General features: G+C 73.4%; 19 protein-coding genes. 8 read left to right on the forward strand and 11 right to left on the reverse strand.

Features of this window, described 5'->3' with window-relative positions; translation table 11 throughout:
• Window position 1 precedes the first annotated feature (1 nt).
• Together DEI83_RS08980 and DEI83_RS08985 are read left to right on the forward strand one after the other, a co-directional pair.
• Window positions 2-688 (forward strand): uracil-DNA glycosylase, encoded by a 687-nt coding sequence (locus tag DEI83_RS08980; RefSeq protein WP_111081622.1) that lies wholly within the window; start codon window positions 2-4, stop codon window positions 686-688.
• Between the two features lie 23 nt (window positions 689-711).
• Window positions 712-1320: a GNAT family N-acetyltransferase gene (locus DEI83_RS08985; RefSeq protein WP_111081623.1), complete on the forward strand. Its 609-nt coding sequence runs from the start codon at window positions 712-714 to the stop codon at window positions 1318-1320.
• Window positions 1321-1331: 11 nt separating this feature from the next.
• Here DEI83_RS08985 and DEI83_RS08990 read toward each other — a convergent pair whose 3' ends face one another.
• On the reverse strand, window positions 1332-2030 hold the full coding sequence (locus DEI83_RS08990; RefSeq protein WP_111081624.1) for a FadR/GntR family transcriptional regulator: 699 nt from the start codon (window positions 2028-2030) through the stop codon (window positions 1332-1334).
• A gap of 217 nt (window positions 2031-2247) precedes the next feature.
• On the opposite strand from DEI83_RS08990, the gene DEI83_RS08995 reads away from it, so the two are divergent.
• The 3 genes from DEI83_RS08995 to DEI83_RS09005 are packed head-to-tail and all read left to right on the forward strand — an operon-like array spanning window position 2248 to window position 5633.
• Window positions 2248-3750: a GntP family permease gene (locus DEI83_RS08995; protein ID WP_111081625.1), complete on the forward strand. Its 1503-nt coding sequence runs from the start codon at window positions 2248-2250 to the stop codon at window positions 3748-3750.
• Window positions 3747-4289 carry a gluconokinase gene (locus DEI83_RS09000; RefSeq protein ID WP_111081626.1) on the forward strand — a complete coding sequence of 181 codons (543 nt, stop codon included), beginning with the start codon at window positions 3747-3749 and terminating at the stop codon, window positions 4287-4289. Before DEI83_RS08995 ends, DEI83_RS09000 begins: the two co-directional genes overlap by 4 nt.
• A gap of 48 nt (window positions 4290-4337) precedes the next feature.
• On the forward strand, window positions 4338-5633 hold the full coding sequence (locus tag DEI83_RS09005; protein WP_111081627.1) for a cytochrome P450: 1296 nt from the start codon (window positions 4338-4340) through the stop codon (window positions 5631-5633).
• A 30-nt stretch (window positions 5634-5663) separates the two neighbouring features.
• Here DEI83_RS09005 and DEI83_RS09010 read toward each other — a convergent pair whose 3' ends face one another.
• Together DEI83_RS09010 and DEI83_RS09015 are read right to left on the reverse strand one after the other, a co-directional pair.
• Window positions 5664-7328, reverse strand: a complete 1665-nt coding sequence (locus DEI83_RS09010; RefSeq protein WP_111081628.1) for an ABC-F family ATP-binding cassette domain-containing protein — start codon at window positions 7326-7328, stop codon at window positions 5664-5666.
• A gap of 77 nt (window positions 7329-7405) precedes the next feature.
• Window positions 7406-8101: a hypothetical protein gene (locus tag DEI83_RS09015; protein ID WP_111081629.1), complete on the reverse strand. Its 696-nt coding sequence runs from the start codon at window positions 8099-8101 to the stop codon at window positions 7406-7408.
• Between the two features lie 71 nt (window positions 8102-8172).
• Between DEI83_RS09015 and DEI83_RS09020 the strand changes: the two genes are divergently transcribed.
• Window positions 8173-9612: an amidase gene (locus DEI83_RS09020; protein ID WP_111081630.1), complete on the forward strand. Its 1440-nt coding sequence runs from the start codon at window positions 8173-8175 to the stop codon at window positions 9610-9612.
• A gap of 164 nt (window positions 9613-9776) precedes the next feature.
• On the opposite strand, the gene DEI83_RS09025 is transcribed toward DEI83_RS09020, so the two are convergent.
• From DEI83_RS09025 to DEI83_RS09050, 6 genes are all read right to left on the reverse strand, one after another.
• Complete coding sequence (locus DEI83_RS09025) at window positions 9777-10586, reverse strand: ABC transporter ATP-binding protein (RefSeq protein ID WP_375334658.1); 810 nt, start codon at window positions 10584-10586, stop codon at window positions 9777-9779.
• Complete coding sequence (locus DEI83_RS09030; protein ID WP_111081631.1) at window positions 10583-11386, reverse strand: ABC transporter ATP-binding protein; 804 nt, start codon at window positions 11384-11386, stop codon at window positions 10583-10585. Before DEI83_RS09030 ends, DEI83_RS09025 begins: the two co-directional genes overlap by 4 nt.
• Entirely contained in the window at window positions 11383-12273 is an 891-nt protein-coding gene (locus tag DEI83_RS09035) for an ABC transporter permease (protein WP_258371143.1), read from the reverse strand. The genes DEI83_RS09030 and DEI83_RS09035 overlap by 4 nt, the downstream gene beginning before the upstream one ends.
• 2 nt (window positions 12274-12275) lie before the next feature.
• Window positions 12276-13229, reverse strand: a complete 954-nt coding sequence (locus DEI83_RS09040) for an ABC transporter permease (RefSeq protein WP_111081632.1) — start codon at window positions 13227-13229, stop codon at window positions 12276-12278.
• Between the two features lie 9 nt (window positions 13230-13238).
• Window positions 13239-14738 (reverse strand): ABC transporter substrate-binding protein, encoded by a 1500-nt coding sequence (locus DEI83_RS09045; protein WP_111081633.1) that lies wholly within the window; start codon window positions 14736-14738, stop codon window positions 13239-13241.
• A 110-nt stretch (window positions 14739-14848) separates the two neighbouring features.
• Window positions 14849-15802: an alpha/beta fold hydrolase gene (locus tag DEI83_RS09050; protein ID WP_181431143.1), complete on the reverse strand. Its 954-nt coding sequence runs from the start codon at window positions 15800-15802 to the stop codon at window positions 14849-14851.
• Window positions 15803-15918: 116 nt separating this feature from the next.
• On the opposite strand from DEI83_RS09050, the gene DEI83_RS09055 reads away from it, so the two are divergent.
• On the forward strand, window positions 15919-16833 hold the full coding sequence (locus DEI83_RS09055) for a siderophore-interacting protein (protein ID WP_258371136.1): 915 nt from the start codon (window positions 15919-15921) through the stop codon (window positions 16831-16833).
• Window positions 16827-17645, forward strand: coding sequence for an ABC transporter ATP-binding protein (locus DEI83_RS09060; protein WP_375334659.1), 819 nt, complete (start codon window positions 16827-16829; stop codon window positions 17643-17645). Before DEI83_RS09055 ends, DEI83_RS09060 begins: the two co-directional genes overlap by 7 nt.
• Window positions 17646-17676: 31 nt before the next feature.
• Here DEI83_RS09060 and DEI83_RS09065 read toward each other — a convergent pair whose 3' ends face one another.
• On the reverse strand, window positions 17677-18033 hold the full coding sequence (locus tag DEI83_RS09065) for a Fe-S oxidoreductase (protein WP_111081635.1): 357 nt from the start codon (window positions 18031-18033) through the stop codon (window positions 17677-17679).
• 3 nt (window positions 18034-18036) lie between these two features.
• On the reverse strand, window positions 18037-19437 hold the full coding sequence (locus DEI83_RS09070) for an NAD(P)/FAD-dependent oxidoreductase (RefSeq protein WP_111081636.1): 1401 nt from the start codon (window positions 19435-19437) through the stop codon (window positions 18037-18039).
• Between the last annotated feature and the right edge of the window lie 78 nt (window positions 19438-19515).

Below are 19515 nucleotides of genomic sequence, written 5' to 3' on the forward strand. Positions count from 1 at the left end.
CGTGCAGCCGAAGCCCCTCGCCGAGCTGGTCGACCCGGGTTGGGCCGAGGCGCTCGCACCGGTCGAGGACGAGGTCCACCGCATCGGTGCCTGGCTCCGTGCCGAGACCGAGGCAGGCCGACCGTACCTGCCCGCCGGACCGGCCGTCCTCCGTGCCTTCGAGGACCCGTTCGACCGCGTCAAGGTGCTCGTCGTCGGGCAGGACCCGTACCCGACGCCGGGACACCCGATCGGACTGTCCTTCGCCGTCGACCAGCACGTGCGCCCGGTCCCGAGGAGCCTGCAGAACGTCTACCGGGAGCTCGCCGACGACCTCGGCGTGACGCCCCCGCAGCACGGCGACCTGCGGGCGTGGTCCCGGCAGGGTGTGCTGTTGCTCAACCGGGTGCTCACCGTCGGCGTCGGCGCACCCGCCAGTCACCGCGGCAAGGGGTGGGAGACGGTCACGGAGCAGGCCGTCCGGGCCCTCGTCGCCCGCGACCGTCCCCTCGTCGCCGTGCTCTGGGGCGCACAGGCGGCATCGGTCCGGCCGTTCCTCGGCGACACCCCAGTCGTCGCCTCGGCGCACCCGAGCCCGCTGAGCGCCTCCCGTGGGTTCTTCGGCAGCCGACCGTTCTCCGCCGTCGACGACCTGCTCGTCGCCCAGGGTGCCGACCCCGTCGACTGGACCCTGCCGACGGAGCCGTGACGGGCCTCCCGTAGGCTCGTGCCGTGCTCGAGGAGGAATACCAGCAGCGGCGGAGCCTGCCGCGACACCTGCGTGCCCCGGCCCCGCCGGCACCGGTCTTCACGTACGCGATCCGACCGGCGACGACGGCGGACCTGCCCGAGGTGCGCGAGATCCACACGCACTACGTCCGGAACTCCTCGGTGACGTTCGACGCGGCGGCCTTCACCTTCGCCGCGTGGAAGCGCCGGTACGACGAACTCCAGCGGCGGAAACTGCCGTTCCTGGTCGCCCAGGCGCCGTCCGGTCAGGTGCTCGGCTACGCGCTCGTCGAGCCCTGGAACCCGCGGGACCGGTCGAACCACGTGGTCGAGGACTCGATCTACCTCGGCGCTGCCTCCGGGGGGAAGGGCCTCGGCCGTGCCCTCATGGAGGCACTGCTCGAGGCGTGCCGCGCGGCCGGTGTGCGCGAGGTGATCGCCGTGATCGCCGACCGGTCCGCGGACGCGTCGATCCGGTTGCACGAGCGGCTCGGGTTCGAGGAGATCGGCCGGATGGGACGGGTCGGCTTCAAGTACGACCGGTGGCTCGGCACGGTGACGATGCGCCTGCGGCTCCGCGGCCTGCGGAAACGGCCGTTCGGCGGGCGCTGAAGGACGACCGGTCAGCGCGCCTCGGCGACGAACTCGTCCCGCGTGGTGCGCACCAGGGCGGCGGCGGCGTCGGAGGCGAGCCGGGCCTCCCGGTCGACGACCGCGTGACCGACGGCCTCGTGGCGGGCGGCGGTTTCGGCGGTCCAGGCGGTGATCGTGTCGCGGGACTCGCTCGTCCGGGTGCGCAGCAGCGCCTCGACCGTGTGCGCGAAGTGGGCGAAGACCGTGTTGCCCGACCCGGTGAGCAGGGCGCGGTGGAAGCGCACGTCCGCCTCGAGGTAGGCGCGCCCGTCCCCGCGTCCGGCGGCGTCGACCATCTCGCGGGCGGCGACGAGCACGGCGTCGGCGGCCGGTCCGCCACGGTCCGCGGTGAGGGCGGCGGCGACCGGTTCGATCCCGAGCCGGAGTTCGAGCAGTTCGCGCTGCTGGGTGAAGTAGGCGCCGGAGGCACCGCGCCACCGGATCACCGACGGGGCGAGGAGTTCCCAGTCCGACGAGGGCAGCACCTGGGTGCCGACGCGTTGGCGCGGCCGGACCATGCTGAGCGACTGGAGCACACGGAGTGCCTCGCGGACGACGGATCGTGACACGCCGAACTCGGCGGCGATCTCCTCCGGTCGGAGCACCGTCCCCGGGGCGACCGCGCCGTCGACGATGCGCCGCCCGAGCGTGTCGAGCACGTGGGCGTGCAGCCCGCGCGGTGTCGGCATCGTTCCTCCTGATCGGACCGCGGTACGCGGACGTGTGACGCGGAGTCCATTGCAGCGGCACACTGCCCGCACCGCCGGGTGGCGCGCGGGCGACGACGATGTAGTCTGATTAATCAGATTATTGGATCGGCGACCACGGGCGTGATCAGCGTCCGGCCGGTCCGACACCAGCAGCAGGACGGCAGCAGCGCAGGAGCTGCTCCAGGAAGGGGCGCAGATGCCTCACCTCCAGACGTCGACGGCGGGCACCCTGCTCGCGGCGGGCCCCGAACCCGTCGAACCGTCGGGCACGATCCCACAGCTCGTCATCGCGGCGCTCCTCGGCATCGTGGTGATCATCGCGCTCATCACCTGGCTCAAGGTGCACCCGTTCGTCGCACTGACGATCGGGGCGCTCGGCGTCGGCCTCGGCGCGGGACTCGCCCCGGAACAGACCGTCACGAGCTTCGGCAACGGTTTCGGCGCGACCATGACGAGCGTCGGCATCCTGGTCGGCCTCGGGTCGATGTTCGGCAAGCTGCTCGTCGACTCCGGCGCCGCCGACCGGGTCGTCGACACGCTCGTCCGTCGCTCATCCGCCGCCGCCCTGCCCTGGACGATGGCCCTCATCGGCGCGCTGATCGGCCTCCCGATGTTCTTCGAGGTCGGCCTCGTCCTCCTCATCCCGATCATCGTGCTCGTCGCGAAGCGCAGCGGCGTCCCGATCATGAAGATCGCGATCCCGGCGCTCGCCGGTCTGTCGACCATGCACGCGTTCGTCCCGCCGCACCCCGGTCCGCTCGTGGCCGTCTCGACGGTCGGCGCGAACCTCGGCACCACCCTCGCCTTCGGCATCGTGCTCGCGATCCCCGTCATCGTCGTGGCCGGTCCGGTGTTCGCCCGCTTCGCGGCCCGCTGGGTCGACGTCCCGGCACCGGACATGTTCGGCTCGCGGGACGCGGATCCCGCGCACCCCGGTCGGGAGGCGCGGCGCGGCCCCGCCACGCAGGACACGGCGTCCCTGCCGAACGGGAAGAGCGACTTCACCCGGGTCATCACCGAACCGCGCAGCCCCTCCTTCGCGGTCGCCCTCGTCGGGATCCTGCTGCCCGTCGTGCTCATGCTCGCGCAGGCGATCCGGGAAGCCACGATGCCGGACGCCGGCGGCGCGTGGGTCGGCGTGCTCGACTTCCTCGGTACCCCGATGATCGCGATCGGCATCGCCACCGTCTACGCGATGGTGTTCTTCGCGATCGGCGGCGGCATGGACCGCTCAGCCGTCGCGAAGTCCCTCGAGAGCGCCCTGCCGCCCGTGGCCGGCGTCCTGCTCATCGTCGGCGCGGGCGGCGGCTTCAAGCAGGTGCTCATCGACACGGGCATCGGGGGCGTGATCGCCGACGCCGTGCAGGAGTCCGGCGTGTCGGTGCTGCTCGTCGCATGGGTGGTGTCGGCGCTCGTCCGCGTCGCCACCGGGTCCGCGACAGTCGCGACCGTCACCGCCGCGGGCATCATGGCCCCGATCGCGCAGGACCTCTCGTCCCCGATGACCTCGCTGCTCGTGCTCGCCATCGGTGCCGGGTCGGTCTTCCTGTCGCACGTGAACGACGCCGGGTTCTGGCTCGTCAAGGGGTACCTCAACACGACCGTCGGGCAGACGTTCAAGACGTGGTCGGTGCTCGAGTGCCTCATCTCGGTCACGGGGCTGGTCGGCGTGCTCGTCGCGGGGGTCTTCATCCGATGAGCGGACGCGCGACCGACCAGCAGCCGGTGCCGCTCGACGCGCGGGTGCTCGTGGTCATGGGCGTGTCCGGCTCGGGCAAGTCGACCGTCGCCGCGATGGTCGCCGACGAGCTCGGGTGGGCGTTCGCCGAGGGGGACGACATGCACCCCGAGGCGAACGTCGCGAAGATGCAGGCGGGGACACCCCTGACCGACGAGGACCGCTGGCCGTGGCTCGACGTCGTCGCCGACTGGATCCGCGGGCACCTCGACGCCGGGACGAACGGCGTGGTGACCTGCTCGGCGCTGAAGCGGTCCTACCGGGACGTGCTGCGGGCCTCCGGGGTGGTGTTCGTGCACGTCGCGGGGGACCGGTCGCTCCTCGAGCAGCGGATGTCCTCGCGGTCCGGGCACTTCATGCCGACGTCGTTGCTCGCCTCGCAGCTGGCGACGCTCGAGCCGCCGCAGGCGGACGAGGCGCACGTCACCGTCGCCGCCGACCGCACCCCGGCCGAGGAGTGCGCCGAGGTCCTCACGCTGCTCGGCCTCCGTCCCGCCTGACGGGCGCTCCCGAGAGGACGGCCGGGGAGCCGTCGGCACCATGGGGACATGGCTGTCGACGACTCCCCGTCCCTGCTCACCCGCGGCTACGGCTTCGGCGCACACATCTGGCGGCGCGCGTCGGACGGCGCTCGGGCGGTGCCGATGCGCTTCCTGTTCCGCGATGCGCTGCTCGTCCGCGGTGCCGAGGGCGTCGGGCTCTTCTACGACGGCGACAGGATCACCCGGCACGGTGCGATGCCGGCGATCGTGCAGCAGACGCTGTTCGGCAACGGCTCGGTGCACAGCCTTGACGGCGAGGAGCACCGGCACCGCAAGGCGACCTTCGTCGACGTGGCCTACGAGGACGAGCAGGTCGCGCGGCTCACCCCGCTCATCGCCCAGGAGTGGCACCGTGAACTCGACGAGTGGCTCGGTGGGGGCGGGCGGACCGCCTACGACGCCGCCGTCGGCGTGTTCGGACGCGCCGGGATGCAGTGGGCTGGCCTGCCCGGGACGGCCGCGGCCAAGACCCGCTGGGCTGCGCGGCTCGCGCAGATCGTCGATGGCTTCGGCGTGCCGTACTCGCCGGAGTACCTGCTCGCGGCCGTCAACCGCCGGTGGTCGGACCGGCACGCCGAGCGGCTGGTCCGTGCCGTCCGGGACGGTGACCTCGACCCGGCCGCGGGGACGGCGCTGTACGAGTGGGCGTGGCACCGTGACCGCTCCGGCGTGCTCCTGCCGGCGCGGACGGCCGGCATCGAACTGCAGAACAGCTTCCGACCGCTCATCGCCGTGGCCCGGTTCGTCGCCTTCGCCGCGAAGGAGCTGCACGACCGGCCCGAGTGGCGTGCCCGGATCGCGGAGGAGTCGGTGACCGGGGGCTCGTTGGTCGGCAGGCCGGTCGCGACCGCGTTCGCCCAGGAGCTCCGCCGGACGGCTCCGTTCGTCCCGATGCTGCCGGGGTGGGCGACCGAGGACGTCGAACTCGACGGTGAGCACCTCCGCAAGGGCGGCCGGGTGGTGCTCGACCTGCTCGGCACCGACACCGACGACCGGTCGTGGGAAGCGGCGGACCGGTTCGATCCGGAGCGGTTCCTCGGTGTCGAGGACTACGAGGCGATCGAGACCTTCGTGCCGCACGGCGGCGGCGACGTCGCCACCGGCCACCGTTGCCCGGGTGAGAAGCTCGCGATCGTCGCACTCGCCTCGGCGGTCGCGACCCTCAGCGACCCGCGGTTGACGGTCCTCGACGAGGGGCTCGAGGTGAACCGGCGCCGGCTGCCCACGAAGCCCGCCTCAGGAGGTCGGGTGCGGGCCTCCCGATCGGGCGGCGGGTGCCCGTTCCACCGCAGCGCGCACTGACGGCGCGGCTCCGTCCGCGCTCGTCGGTCCTCACCGCTCGGTGACCCGCCCCGCCTCGACGCGCCACTGCCGGTCGAGCTGCACGGTGTCGAGCATGCGCCGGTCGTGGGTGACGAGCAGGAGCGTGCCCGCGTACGTCTCGAGCGCCTGCTCGAGCTGCTCGATCGCCGCGAGGTCCAGGTGGTTCGTCGGCTCGTCGAGGACCAGCACGTTCACCCCGCGGGCCTGCAGGAGCGCCAGCCCCGCGCGGGTGCGTTCACCGGGGGAGAGCTCACCCGCGGCGCGGCCGACGTGCTCGGCCTTCAGCCCGAACTTCGCGAGCAGGGTCCGGACATCGGCCGTGGTCATCTCGGGCACCAGGCCCTCGAACACCGCGGCCAGGGGCTCCGCACCGGTGAACAGCGAGCGGGCCTGGTCGACCTCGCCCACCGCGACGCTCGACCCGGTCGAGGCCGTGCCGCTCGTCGGCGCCTGCCGCCCGAGCAGTGCCCGGAGCAGCGTCGACTTGCCGGCACCGTTCGGACCGGTGATCCCGATGCGGTCGCCACCGTTCACCTGCAGCGACACCGGACCGAGCGTGAAGTCACCCTGCTCGTAGGTCGCGTCCGACAGGGTCGCGACGACGGCCGAGGACCGGGGCGCCTGCCCGATGGTGAACTCGAGCTGCCACTCCTTGCGCGGCTCCTCGACCTCGTCCAGCCGGGCGATCCGTGACTCCATCTGACGGACCTTCTGCGCCTGTTTCTCGCTCGACTCGCTGGCGGCCTTGCGGCGGATCTTGTCGTTGTCGGGCGCCTTCTTCATGGCGTTGCGGACGCCCTGGCTCGACCACTCGCGCTGCGTCCGGGCACGCGAGACGAGGTCGGCCTTCGTCGCCGCGAACTCGTCGTAGGCGTCGCGCTTGTGCTGGCGGGCGATCTCGCGCTCCTCGAGGTACGCGTCGTACCCGCCGCCGAACAACCGGTTCGAGGACTGCGCCAGGTCGAGTTCGAGCACCGCCGTGACCGAGCGCGCCAGGAACTCGCGGTCGTGGCTGACCAGGACGACCCCGCCGCGCAGGCCGCGCACGAACTCCTCGAGCCGGGCGAGCCCGTCCAGGTCCAGGTCGTTCGTCGGCTCGTCGAGCAGGACGATGTCGAACCGGGACAGCAGCAGCGCCGCCAGTCCGACCCGGGCCACCTGCCCGCCGGACAGCGACGTCATGAGCGACTCGGCCGTGACCGAGCCGTCGGGCGCGTCGAGGGTCAGCCCGAGGTCCGCGAGCACGACCGGCATCCGCTCGTCGAGGTCCGCCGCGCCCGACGCCAGCCACCGTTCGAGGGCGACCGAGTAACGGTCGGCGGCTGCGTCACCGGCGTCCGGCTCGCCGAGGGCCAGGGCCGTCGCGTCCATCTCGAGCGTGGCCTGGGCGCAGCCGGTCCGGCGGGCGGCGTAGCCGGCGACGGTCTCGCCGGGGACGCGCTCGTGTTCCTGGGGCAGCCAGCCGACGAACGCGTCCGTCGGCGACAGGGACACCGTCCCGTCGAGCGGCTCGTCGACCCCGGCCAGCAGGCGCAGCAGGGTCGACTTGCCGGCGCCGTTCACACCGACGACGCCGATCACGTCACCGGGGGCGACCGTGAGGTCGAGGGAGTCGAACAGCGTGCGGGCGGCGTAGCCGCCGGCGAGTCCCTTGGCGACGAGCGTGGCGGTCATCCCCACATCGTCCCACCTCGCCGGGCCAGCGGGGGACCGGACGGGAGGCTCGGCGCGGGGCCGGCGCCTGCCTCGCGTCAGCCGAGCGGAGCGGCCGAGTCGAAGGCGACGGTGAGCAGGGGCAGCTCGTCGCGGGGGAACACCGCGGTCACGAGTCGCTCGTCGTCGAGCTCCGCGGCGATGCCGAGCACGAAGGGGTCCGTGTCGAGGAGCAGACCCGGACGCTCGACGCCGTCGACCAGGACCGGGTGCCCGGACTGGACGCTGCGCTCGTCGACCAGGGTGGGCCAAGGGTGCTCGGTCAGCTCGGGGAGGGCGTGTTCGTCGCGGTACTGGTTGACCAGGACGTACTGCACGTGCTGGACGAGGGTCTCCGCCGACGTGGGACGGGTCGGATCGGGTGCGGTCCGGTGCGTCTGGACCGCCTCCCAGAGCATCGGGTACCGCAGGCGCTCGACGGTCGCGACGAGCCAGTCCGGGCGCGGCCACGGCGGGACCTCCTCGAGCGACCGTCGCCGCTCGTCGTCCAGCACCGCCAGGTTCACCGGGTCGTCCCGGTCGTCGGGGTTCCGCCAGAGCGTGTACTGCCGGGACACGGTCGCACGCACGAGCATGCCGTCGGACTCGCTGGTCTGCACGCCGAGGGAGCCGGAGTCCTCGAGGTGCCGCTGCGCGACGAGACCGGCGACGTCGAACCCGAGCGCACGGACCGCGGCCCGCTGCTCGAGCTCCGGGTCGGGCGCGTCCGCGCCGAGCACTCCGCCGAAGTCCATGCGGCGAGCTTGGCCCCGGACCGCGACACGGTCAAGGACCGGGTCCGACCGCGTCCGCCTAGGCTCGGTCCGTGTTCGAACTCCACCACCTGTCCGCGCAGGAACTCTGGGACTGGATCCGCCGCGGCGATGCCACCGCCCGCGAGGTCACCGACCACTACCTCGCCCGGATCGACCGGCTCGACGCGGAGCTCGGCGCGTTCGTCACCGTCAACGCCGAGGCTGCGCGTGCCCGGGCCGACCACCTCGGCGACCTGGTGCCGACGTCGCGACCGCTGTGGGGCCTCCCGTCCGGGGACAAGGACCTGACGGACCGACGCGGAGTCCCCACCCGGTCGGGCACCGCCGCCCTGCCGGGAGACCCGGCGGAGGCCGACCACCCGCTCGTCACCGCGCTCGACGACGCCGGGGCGATCAGCCTCGGCAAGACGGCGACGCCGGAGTTCGGCATGTCGTCGTCGTCGGAGACGCGCTTCGGCACGACGCGGAACCCCTACGACGCCACGCGCGCCCCGGGCGGGTCGTCGAGCGGCGCTGCCGTCGCGGTCGCTGCCGGCCTGTTGCCCGCGGCCGTCGGGTCGGACGGCGGCGGATCGGTGCGGATCCCCGCGGCCGCCACGGGCCTGGTCGGTCTGAAGCCGAGCCGCGGGCGCGTGCCCTCCATGCCTGGGCGCGCCGGCCTGGGAGGCCTGGCCGTCGCCGGACCGCTGACCCGCACCGTGGCCGATGCCGGCATGCTGCTCGACGCGCTCGTGGCGCCGACCGGGCTGCCGGAGCGGCAGCCGTACGCGCTCGTGACGCCCGACGTCGGTGACGGGCCGTTCACGGCGGCAGCCGTCCGCGGTGAGGGACGCTTCGCCGTCGGTCTGCTGGAGGGTTCACCGTGGGACGACTTCGTGGACGTGGTCGTCGACCCGGCGGCCCGGGAGGCCGTGGACACCGCCGTCCGTGTGCTCGGCGAGGTCGGACACGGGGTCGAGGACGTGACGATGCCGCGCGTGCCGTACGCCGAGCCGTTCCAGGTGGCATGGGAGTCGTCAGGTGCCGGCATCGCCCGGCTCCCGGGGATCGACCTGTCCGCGCTGACGCCGCTCGTCGCCTGGTTGGTCGAACGCGGTCGGGCACTGACGGGCGCGCAGGTGCTCGACGCGATGGCGGGGCTCGACGCGTTCTCCGTCGCCCTCACCCGCGCGTTCGACCGGTTCGACGCGGTCCTCACCCCGACGCTCGCGCTGACCCCGCGTCCGCTCGGCTGGTACGGCGAGGACCCGGCGGAGGACTTCCGGCGCCAGTGCGCCTACTCGCCGTGGACGTCGATGGCGAACGTGGCGGGGCTGCCCGCGATCACGTTGCCCGTCGGGGTGACCGCCGAGGGGCACCCGGACGGAGCGGGGCTCCCGATGGGCGTGCAGCTCATCGGGCGTCCGGGTGGGGAGCGCGTGCTCCTGGCGATCGGGGCGCAGCTCGAGCGTCGGCTGCGGTGGCAACGGCGGCACCCGTCCGTCTGGTGAGGAGTCGCGCGCCGGCCCCCGGTGCAGGAGACCCGCGCCGTGCCACGCACGCCCGTCGGTTCCACGACGCGCCGCCCGCACGCGTCCGGGTTCCACGATCGTCGCATCCGCCGTCCTGAGGTGCCGAGGTCCTGGAACCCGGGGGAGGACCGCTGCGCGCGCCACTACGGCAGCGTCGGCGCCGCAGCGACCAGGGCCTGTGTCACCGGGTGCGCGGGGGCGTCGAGGAGGGACACCGGCCCGTGCTCGACGATGCGCCCCGCCGACATCACCGCCACGGTGTCGCACAGCCGCTGCACCACGCCGATGTCGTGCGACACGAGCACGAGCGTCGCCCCGAGGTCGTCGACGAACGAGCGGAACAGGTCGATCACCCGCGCCCGCACCACCACGTCGAGTGCGCTCATGGGCTCGTCCCCGAACAGGATCCGCGGCCGGTGCACCACGGCCCGCGCGATCGCGATCCGCTGCCGCTGCCCGCCCGAGAACTCGTGCGGGTACCGGTCGGCGGCGTCGGCGGGCAGGTCGACCCGCTCGAGCACGGCACGGACCGTGGCCCGGTGGTCGCCCGCGATCCGCAGCGCGCGGAGCGGCTCGGCGACGATCGCGCCGACGCGCATCCGCGGGTCGAGCGATGCGACCGGGTCCTGGAAGACGATGCCGGTTTCGCGCCGGTACCAGCGGCCGGCGGCAGCCGGAGCTCGCGCGTCCACGGGGCGGCCGGACGCAGTCACGCTGCCGGTGGTGGGGGCCTCCAGTCCGGCCAGCAGTCGGACGAGGGTCGACTTGCCGGACCCGGACTCGCCGACGATCCCGAGCCGCGCGCCGGCGGGGACGACCAGGTCGACGCCGTCGACCGCGGTGCGCAGGGCGCCCGGCTCGAACGGGCTGCGGCGGGGGAGGCGGTAGGTGCGGTGCAGGTCGACGGCGGAGAGTGCCGGTCCACCGGTGGCCGGTGCGGGGAGGTCGGTCACGGGGTCCTCCTGGCGGTGGCTCGCGCTGCGTCGACGAGCGCGACGGTGGCGGGGTGGCGAGGTCCGGCGAGCAGGTCGGCGACGGAACCCTGCTCGACCACGCGACCGGCTTCGAGCACGACGGCCGAGTCGGCGATGCGAGACAGCACCGCCAGGTCGTGGGTCACGAACACCATCCCGGTCCCCCTGGAGGCGGTGAGCGACTCGAACAGGTCGAGGATCCGCGCCTGGGTGGTGACGTCGAGCGCCGTGGTCGGCTCGTCCGCGACGAGGTACGCCGGCTCGCCCGCCATCGCCATCGCGATGCAGATCCGTTGCCGCTGTCCGCCCGACAGCTGGTGCGGGTACTGCCGCAGGAGTGTCTCCGGGTCGGGCAGGCCCACGTCGCGGGCGAGTCCGACCGCTGCCGCGGCGGCGGCGCGGCGGTCGAGCCCGCGGTGCAGTCGGAGCGGTTCGACGACCTGCGCGCCGACCCGTCGGAGCGGGTCGAGGGCGGAGCCGGGCTCCTGGAAGACCATCCCGATGGCCGCCCCACGGATCCGGGCGCGCTCACGGTCGGGCAGGCCGACGAGCTCCCGACCGTCCAGGCGGATGCTGCCGGTGACGCTCGCACCGGCCGGCTCCAGGCCCATCAGGGCGAGCGAGGTCATGGACTTGCCGGAGCCGGACGCGCCGATCACGCCCACCCGGCGGCCGGGAGGCACGGCGAACGTCACGTCGTCGAGCACCGTCCGCCCCGCGATCCGCACCGTCAGGCCGCGGACGTCGAGGCCGGGCGGGGCCGGTGTGTCGCCGCTCATGCGATGCCCTCCGTCCCGGTGACGGCGGGGCTCGTCGGGCTCGCCGACCCGTCGGGACCGCGGCGCCCCGAGGTGAGGCGGGGATCGGTCGCGTCCCGGACGGCGTCACCGAGCAGGGACAGCGCGGCCACGACGACCGCGATCGCGGCACCCGGCCAGGTCGCACTCCAGGGGTGCACCCCGATGTAGGTCTGCAGGTCCGACAGCAACCGTCCCCACGATGCCGTGCCCGCGTCGGCGCCGTAGCCGAGGTAGGACAGCCCGGCCTCGGCGAGGACGGCCGTCGCCATCGCCAGCGAGAGCTGCACGGTGAACAGGGGCGCGGCGTTCGGCACGAGGTGGCGGAACAGGACGCCCACCGGACCCACGCCGGACGCGCGGGCGGCGACCACGTAGTCGCTCCGGGCGATGCGGCGGATCTCCCCGCGGGCGACGCGCGCGATCGTGACGCCGAAGGCGAGCCCCACCGAGACGACGACGACCCCGAGGGACCCGCCGTACACGGCGGTGAGCAGCATCGCCGTGAGCAGGGTGGGGAAGGCGACCAGGACGTCGAGCAGCACGGCGGTGGTCTCGCGGACCCAGCGTGCGGTGAGCGAGCCGATCGCGGTGAGCACGATGCCGACGACGCTCGCGATGACGCCCGAGCCGACCGCGACGACGACAGCGGTCCGGGTGCCGGCGAGCAGGTAGCTGGCGATGTCCCGGCCGACGGCGTCGGTGCCGAACCAGTGCGCAGCGCTCGGCCGCTCCCACTGCGCCACGGGATCGGTGCGGAACGGGTCCTGCGGCGTCCAGACGAGCGACACCGTCGCCAGGACGACGAGCAACCCGAGGACGACCACGGCGAACACCCCGGTCGGGGTGGCGAGCAGACGACGGAGCACGGTCACGATGCGGCCTCCCGCTGCCGGGGGTCGAGTGCTCGGTGCAGCACGTCGACGGCGAACCCGACGAGCAGTACGAGCCCGGTGAGCACGAGGAGTTCGGACTGCACCTTCGTGATGTCCCGCCGTCCGACGTCGGTCACGAGCATGCGGCCGACGCCGGGGAGGGAGAAGAGCTGTTCGACGACGACGGCCCCCACCAGGAGCCCGGCGATCTGCACCCCGAGGACGGCGAGCACGGTCAGGGCGACGCTCGGCAGACCGTGTCGGAGCAGTGCTGCGTTCTTGGTGAGGCCGACGGCGGCGGCGGTGCGGACGTGGTCGGCGTCGAGGACGGACAGTGTGGCCGACCGGGTGAACCGGAGGATGACGGCGCCCTCGACCGCGCCGATCGTCAGCGCGGGCAGCACGAGCGCCGCCAACGCCCGGTCGGGCGTCTGCCAGCCGTCGAGCGGGAAGCCCTGCACCGGCAGCCAGTGCAGGGTGACCGCGAAGAGGGCGACGAGGAGCATCCCCGCCCAGACCACGGGGATCGCGGCGATGGCCTGGGCGGCGAAGGAGATCACCGCTCCGCCCGGTCGGCGATGCAGGACCGCGGCGACCACCCCGAGCGGGACGCCGATGACGAGCGCGGCCGCCAGGGACATGCCGGCCAGCGGCAGGGTGACCGCGAGCTTCTGCGTGATCTCGGGAGCGACCGGACCACGGGTGACGAGCGAGGTCCCGAGGTCGCCGTGGAACAGCCCACCGATCCAGTCGAGGTACTGCAGGACGACCGGTCGGTCGAGCCCGAGCTGCTCGCGGAGGGCGGCGACCTGTGCGGGCGTCGCCTCGGCCCCGGCGACGACCTGGGCGACGTCGCCGGGCAGCACCCGGAGCGTCGCGAAGACGATCAGGCTCGCCACGAGCAGGCCGACGGCGAGCAGGAGCACCCGCCCGACGAGGAATCGGGTCACGGTGCGATGCTACGAGACGGCGAGGTCCGCCAGGTCCAACCGTGTCGTGGTGCTGTCGAACGGGAAGCCCGTGACACCCTCGCGCACCGCCGTCGTCGTCGTGGCGGTGTAGAGCCACTCGGCGGCCGCGTCCTCGCTGACGATCCGTGCCGCCTGCCGCAGGGCGTCGACCTTCTCGTCCTGGTCGGTGGTGGCGAGGGAGGCCGCGTACAGCCGCTGGACCTGTGCGTTGTCGTAGCCGAAGTAGTAGTCCGGGTCCGCCCAGTTGCCGAAGTCCCGCGCCTCGGTGTGGTTCACCACGCTGAGGTCGAAGTCCTTCTTCGTGAAGACGGTGTCGAGCCAGGTCGCGAAGTCGACGCGCTGCACCTCCAGGGTGATGCCCACGTCGGCGAGCTGCGAGGTCAGCACGTCCCCGATCGCCGTCGGGTACACGTTCGCGTACGTCAGGGTGAGCGTCGGCTTCGTCACACCGGCCTGACGCAGGAGCTTCCGCGCGGCCGCGGGGTCGTAGGCGTCGACGTCGGTGAGGTCCTGGTACCCGGGGTCGAGCGCCGGGATGGGCCCGCCCTGCTCGACGCCACCGCCGCCGATGGCCGTGATGACCGCCTTCGGGTCGATCGCCTGACGGATGGCCCGGCGGACGCGGACGTCGTCGAAGGGGGCTTCGCGGTCGTTGAAGGCGAGCGTGTACTTGTCGGTCGTCTTCCCGGTGTGCAGGGTGATGCCGGAGGTGCCCTCGAGCTGGCTCTTCAGCGTGCCGTCGACCGCGGTCTGCACGTCGAGGTCTCCGCCGGCCATCGCGTTCACGGCCGTCGACGGGTCGGTGATGTAGCGGAAGACGACCTTCGCGACCTTCGCCTCGGTGCCCCAGTAGTCCGGGTTCCGCCGGAACGTGAGCGAATCGCCCTGCTTCCAGTTCGCGACCTCGAACGGGCCCGTGCCGTTCGCGGTCTCCGTCCGGTCGTTGTCGGCGTCCTGCTCGAGCACGAGCCCGGCGCGTCCGGTCAGGTTCCAGAGCAGGTCGGAGTCGGGGCGGGTGAGCTGCAGTCGCACCTGGTCGTCCCCGGTCGCCGTGACGGTGTCGACCGAGGCGAGGTCGTCCGCGTCGACGTACGAGTCGTTCGCCTTGACGTCCTCGAGCGACCAGACGACGTCGTCCGCGGTGACGGGCTCGCCGTCCTGGAAGGTCACGCCGTCGCGGAGCGTGAAGGTGTACGTCAGCCCGTCGTCGGACACCTCGTGTGACGAGGCCAGCACGTCGCGGATCCCGCCGGCCGCGGTCCGACCGACGAGCCCCTGGTACACGTTGTCGATGAGGACCTGGTCGAGTGCGTTGCCCGACTGGGTGCGGATGTCGAGGCTCGTCGGTTCGAGCACCAGGCCGACCCGGACCGTCGCGTCGGGACCGCCGCGGGTGTCGTCGGAGCCGCCGGAGCAGCCGGCCAGGGCGACCGAGGTCGCGACGGCGAGAGCCGTCGCGACGAGGGCGGTGCGGTGGAGCGGACGCATGCTGGGTTCCTTCCCGGAGCCGTCCCACGGTGGGCCGGAACGAGGGCGACGCGACGACGGTCGTCAGCGGCGCTCGGACGAGGTTACCGGCCGGTGCGGTACCGGCGGTGTCAGGTCGGGGACGAAGTCGTCGGCGGTTCTTCGACGCCATCCAACAAACGGTGCGTCGTGGCCCATTCCCGGACCGCGGCGGCGAGGGCCAGCGGCGCCTGTGTCTGCACGGCGTGCCGCGACTCGACCGTGACCACGGTGGCCTGCGGCAGCCGCTCCGCGAACCCTTGCTGCAGTCTGGGGGAGACGTAGCCGCGGTCGCCGCGCACGAGCAGCAGCGGGACGTCGAGGCGCTCCAGGTCCGGCCACGCGTCGGCGAACCGTCCGACCGAGGCGGTCCGGCCGGCACCGAGGTGCGGGAAGTGGTGCCGCCGCACGAGACGCCCGTCCGCTCCGAGACGGGTGGTGTGCCGCGCTTCCCGCATCAACGCCGGTCGATCGTCGCCGACCCGGGCCGCGATCGCCCGTTCGACGACCTCGTCGAGGTCGGCGAACGGCTCCTCCGTCTCGAGGGCGCGGGCGATCCGGTCGACGGCGCGCTGCGCGAAGTCCGGCGACATGTCGACGAGCACGAGACCGGTGACCCGGTCCGGTGCGAGCGCGGTCAACCGGGCGGAGAGGATCGCGCCGAGCGAGTGCCCGACGACGAGCCCCGGCGGGACGTCGAGGGCGTCGAGCGCGGCGAGGACCGTCGGCGCCGTCGCGGCCGCCGCGTAGTCGGCGTCCTCCCGCCACGCGGACCGGCCGTGACCGGGCAGGTCGAGCGCGACGGCGGGCGCGTCCACGGCGATCGCGGTCTGGTCGAAGCTGTGCGCGTCGATGCCGAGCCCGTGCAGGTAGGTGATCCGGGCCTCCCGTCCGGGTGCCGGTGGGTCCGTCCGGGACCAGCGGATCGCCGAGACGTCGCCGTCACCCGCCTGGACCACCTGCCTGGAGGCGCGGAGCGGCTCCGTCACGCCGCTCGCGGCGGCGAGGGTCGGGACGTCGGCGAATTCGTCATCGTGCTCGGACACCCGTCCAGTGTCCCGCAGTGCGCGATGCCTGCGCTCCCCGACGGCCTGCGCTCCCCGACGGCCTGCGCTCCCCGACCGTCCTGGCCTCGTTAGGTAAGGCATGCCATACTCAGAGGGTGGCAGCCCGGTACCGCGTCTTCTCCGTCCGCGTGGCGGCCGTCACCTCGCTCACCCCGCACTTCGTCCGGGTGACGCTGACGGGCGACGAGCTCGCCGACTTCTCCGCGGTCGGTCTCGACCAGCGCATCAAGGTGCTCCTGCCGCTCGACGGACACGGCTTCTCCGACCTGCCGGAGGGCGCGGACTGGTTCGCCGCCTGGCGTGCGCTGCCGGACGCCACCCGCAACCCGATCCGCACCTACACGGTCCGGTCGTTCCGGCCCGACGCCCACGAGCTCGACATCGACTTCGTGGCCCACGGCGACACCGGCCCGGCCTCGCGCTGGGTCTCCGCGTGCCGGGTCGGCGACGAGCTCCGGATCGTCGGTCCCAGGGTGCCGGAGTCGCCCGAGGACCTGCCCTCGGGTGCCGCCGAGTTCGCGCCCGGCTCGGCGAACCGGATCCTGCTCGCAGGCGACGAGACCGCCGCTCCCGCGATCTGCGCGATCCTCGAGGCCCTCGACGTCTCGGCCGTCGGACACGTGTTCATCGAGGTCCCGACCGACGCCGACCGGCTGCCGGTCTCCGCTCCCGCCGGGGTCGAGGTCCGGTGGATCGCCCGCAACGGCGCCTCGCACGGTGTCCGCATGGCCGACCACGTGCAGGCCTGGGCGTCCACCGTCGCGGTGCCGCAGCCCGTCCTCGCCGGCGGGCGTGACGCGGCGGCGGTGGAACTCGCGGACGTCGACGTCGACCACCAGGTGCTCTGGGACGTCCCGCGCGAGGACGACGACCTGCCCGTCTACGCCTGGATCGCGGGGGAGGCGGGCTGCGTCAAGGAGCTCCGCCGGCACCTCGTGCGCGGCGTCGGGCTGGACCGGAAGCAGGTCGCGTTCATGGGGTACTGGCGGCACGGCAAGGCGGAGTGTTGAGCCCTGCCAGCGACCTCACCCCTGAGGCGCCGGTCACCGCACTGGGTGCCCGCGGGCTGCGGCTCGGCTACGACGACCGCGTGGTCGTCGACGGGCTCGACGTCGACGTGCCCGACGGCGAGCTGACCGTCATCGTCGGTCCGAACGCGTGCGGCAAGTCGACGCTCCTCAAGGCGCTCGCGCGGACGCTCAAGCCGACCGCCGGGACGGTCTACCTCGACGGTCGCCCGATCACCTCGTACCGCCCGAAGGCCGTGGCCCGACGGGTCGCGATGCTGCCGCAGACGCCGATCGCACCCGACGGCATCAGCGTGCGCGACCTCGTGTCCCGCGGGCGGTTCCCACACCAGGACCTGCTGCACCCGTCGAGCGGGACCGACCGGGAGGTCGTGCAGGCCGCCCTGGCGCAGACCGACATCGTCGGGCTCGCGGACCGCGGCGTCGACGAGTTGTCCGGTGGCCAGCGGCAGCGCGTGTGGATCGCGATGGTGCTCGCGCAGGAGACCGACATCGTGCTCCTCGACGAGCCGACCACGTTCCTCGACATCGCGCACCAGTACGACGTGCTCGAACTCGCCTCGACGCTGCACGCGGCCGGTCGCACGGTCGTGGCGGTGCTGCACGACCTCAACCAGGCTGCCCGGTACGCGACGCACGTGATCGCCATGCGGCACGGGGCCATCGTCGCGCAGGGGCCGCCGACGTCGGTCGTGACCGCGGAGCTCGTCGAGGACGTCTTCGGGTTGCCGTGCGTGGTCGTGCCCGACCCGGAGACCGGCACGCCCCTGGTCGTCCCGCGCCGCTCGCGCTGAGCGGGTCCTGCGCGGGCGGCCGGGCCGTCCGTCAGCGGTAGCCGCCGTCCGCCAACCCCGCCTCGACCTCGAAGCGGTTGCGCAGCGGGTCACGCCCGGCGACCGCGTACAGCAGTGGCATGAGCATGCCGTAGCGCCGCCACTGGTCGACGTGGATCCGCTCGTGCCGCAGGACCCGGTCACCGTCGTTGTCCCGCGTCAGGTACACCGAGCCGACGCACGTCCCGCCGCGCCGGAACACCCAGCGCGGCAGGCCCCGGCAGACGATCAACCCGTCGACGACCCGCACGGGCCCGGTCGACAGCGGGAGGCCGATCGCCAGGCCGACCGCCGTCGCGAACACCCATCCGGCGCGGGACACCGGCGAGTCGACGAGCGGGTTGCGCATCGACTACTCGGGGCGGCCGTACGTCTCGAGCAGGCGGAGCCAGATCTCGTTCATCGTCGGGTACGCGGGGACGGCGTGCCAGAGCCGGTCGACCGGGACCTCGCCGACGACGGCGACCGTCGCGGCCTGCAGCATCTCGGCGACGTCCTGACCGACGAACGTCACGCCGACGACGACGCCGCGGGACTCGTCGACGACCATCTTGGCGCGCCCGGTGTAGCCGTCGGCCTGCAGTGCCGATCCCGCGACCGCGCCGAGGTCGTACTCGACCGCACGGACGTCGATGCCCTGCTGCCGGGCCTGCTCCTCGGTGAGGCCGACGCTGGCGACCTCGGGGTCGGTGAAGGTCACCTGCGGGACCGCGGCGTGGTCGGCCGTGGCCACGTGGGCGCCCCACGGCTCGGCGTGCACGGGCGTGCCCTGGAGGCGGGCGGCGATGGCCTCGCCCGCCGCGCGGGCCTGGTACTTGCCCTGGTGGGTGAGGAGGGCACGGTGGTTGACGTCGCCCACGCCGTAGAGCCAGTCGGTGCCGGCGACGAGCATGGTGTCGTCGACGTCGAGCCACTCGCCCGGGGTGAGTCCGACGGCCTCGAGCCCGAGGTTGCCGGTACCCGGGGCGCGGCCGGTCGCGGCGAGGACCTCGCTCGTGACGAGCGTCGTACCGTCGTCGAAGGTCGTCGTGACGAGGCCGTGCTCGTCACGGTCCACGCGCGTCGGGTTGACGCCGGTGCGGACGTCGATGCCGGCCTCGCGCATGGCGTCGGCGACCAGTTCACCGGCGAACGGCTCCATGCCGCCCAGCAGGCCGTGACGGGCGACGAGCGTCACCTTCGCACCGAGGGCCGCCCATGCGGTGGCGAGCTCGGACCCGGCGACCCCGCCGCCGATGACGAGCAGGCTCTCCGGGACCTCCTGTGCACTCGTGCCCTCACGTGTGCCCCAGGGCTTCGCCTCGTCGAGCCCGGGGACGGGCGGCAGCGTGTGCAGCGAGCCGGTCGCGACGGCGACGGCCCCTGCGGTGTACGAGGTACCGTCGACCTCGATGGTCTTCGCGCCGGTGAACTTCGCGTACCCGCGGATCAGGGCGATGTCGGACGACTCGAGCCACTGCACCTGCGACGCGTCGTCCCAGTTGCTCGTGAACGAGTTGCGACGGGCCAGGACGGCGGCCGCGTCCACCGTGCCGGTGACGGCCTCCTTCGCGCCACCGAGGCGCTTGGCCGCGGCGACCGCGTGGCTGCTGCGGAGGAGGGCCTTGGACGGCATGCACGCCCAGTAGGAGCACTCACCGCCCACGAGCTCGGCTTCGACGACCGCGACCGACAGGCCGCGCTTGTGGGCGTAGTCCGCCACGTTCTCGCCGACAGCGCCGGCTCCGATCACGATGAGGTCGTAGTCCGTCATGGGGCCGAGCGTAGCCGCCCGGAGCGGAGTCCCGGCCGGGAGCGGTGCGCTCTGTGGAGGGGCCGGTGCGGACGGTCG

It is taken from the genome of Curtobacterium sp. MCBD17_021, from assembly GCF_003234525.1.
Taxonomy (GTDB): Bacteria; Actinomycetota; Actinomycetes; order Actinomycetales; family Microbacteriaceae; genus Curtobacterium.

Excerpts from the sequence above, each read along its gene's own strand:
- DEI83_RS08990 (WP_111081624.1), bottom strand. The coding sequence starts at position 2,030 with ATGCCGACACCGCGCGGGCTGCACGCCCACGTGCTCGACACGCTCGGG.
- DEI83_RS08995 (WP_111081625.1), top strand. The coding sequence starts at position 2,248 with ATGCCTCACCTCCAGACGTCGACGGCGGGCACCCTGCTCGCGGCGGGC.
- DEI83_RS09000 (WP_111081626.1), top strand. The coding sequence starts at position 3,747 with ATGAGCGGACGCGCGACCGACCAGCAGCCGGTGCCGCTCGACGCGCGG.
- DEI83_RS09005 (WP_111081627.1), top strand. The coding sequence starts at position 4,338 with ATGGCTGTCGACGACTCCCCGTCCCTGCTCACCCGCGGCTACGGCTTC.
- DEI83_RS09010 (WP_111081628.1), bottom strand. The coding sequence starts at position 7,328 with ATGACCGCCACGCTCGTCGCCAAGGGACTCGCCGGCGGCTACGCCGCC.
- DEI83_RS09015 (WP_111081629.1), bottom strand. The coding sequence starts at position 8,101 with ATGGACTTCGGCGGAGTGCTCGGCGCGGACGCGCCCGACCCGGAGCTC.
- DEI83_RS09030 (WP_111081631.1), bottom strand. The coding sequence starts at position 11,386 with ATGAGCGGCGACACACCGGCCCCGCCCGGCCTCGACGTCCGCGGCCTG.
- DEI83_RS09045 (WP_111081633.1), bottom strand. The coding sequence starts at position 14,738 with ATGCGTCCGCTCCACCGCACCGCCCTCGTCGCGACGGCTCTCGCCGTC.
- DEI83_RS09065 (WP_111081635.1), bottom strand. The coding sequence starts at position 18,033 with ATGCGCAACCCGCTCGTCGACTCGCCGGTGTCCCGCGCCGGATGGGTG.
- DEI83_RS09070 (WP_111081636.1), bottom strand. The coding sequence starts at position 19,437 with ATGACGGACTACGACCTCATCGTGATCGGAGCCGGCGCTGTCGGCGAG.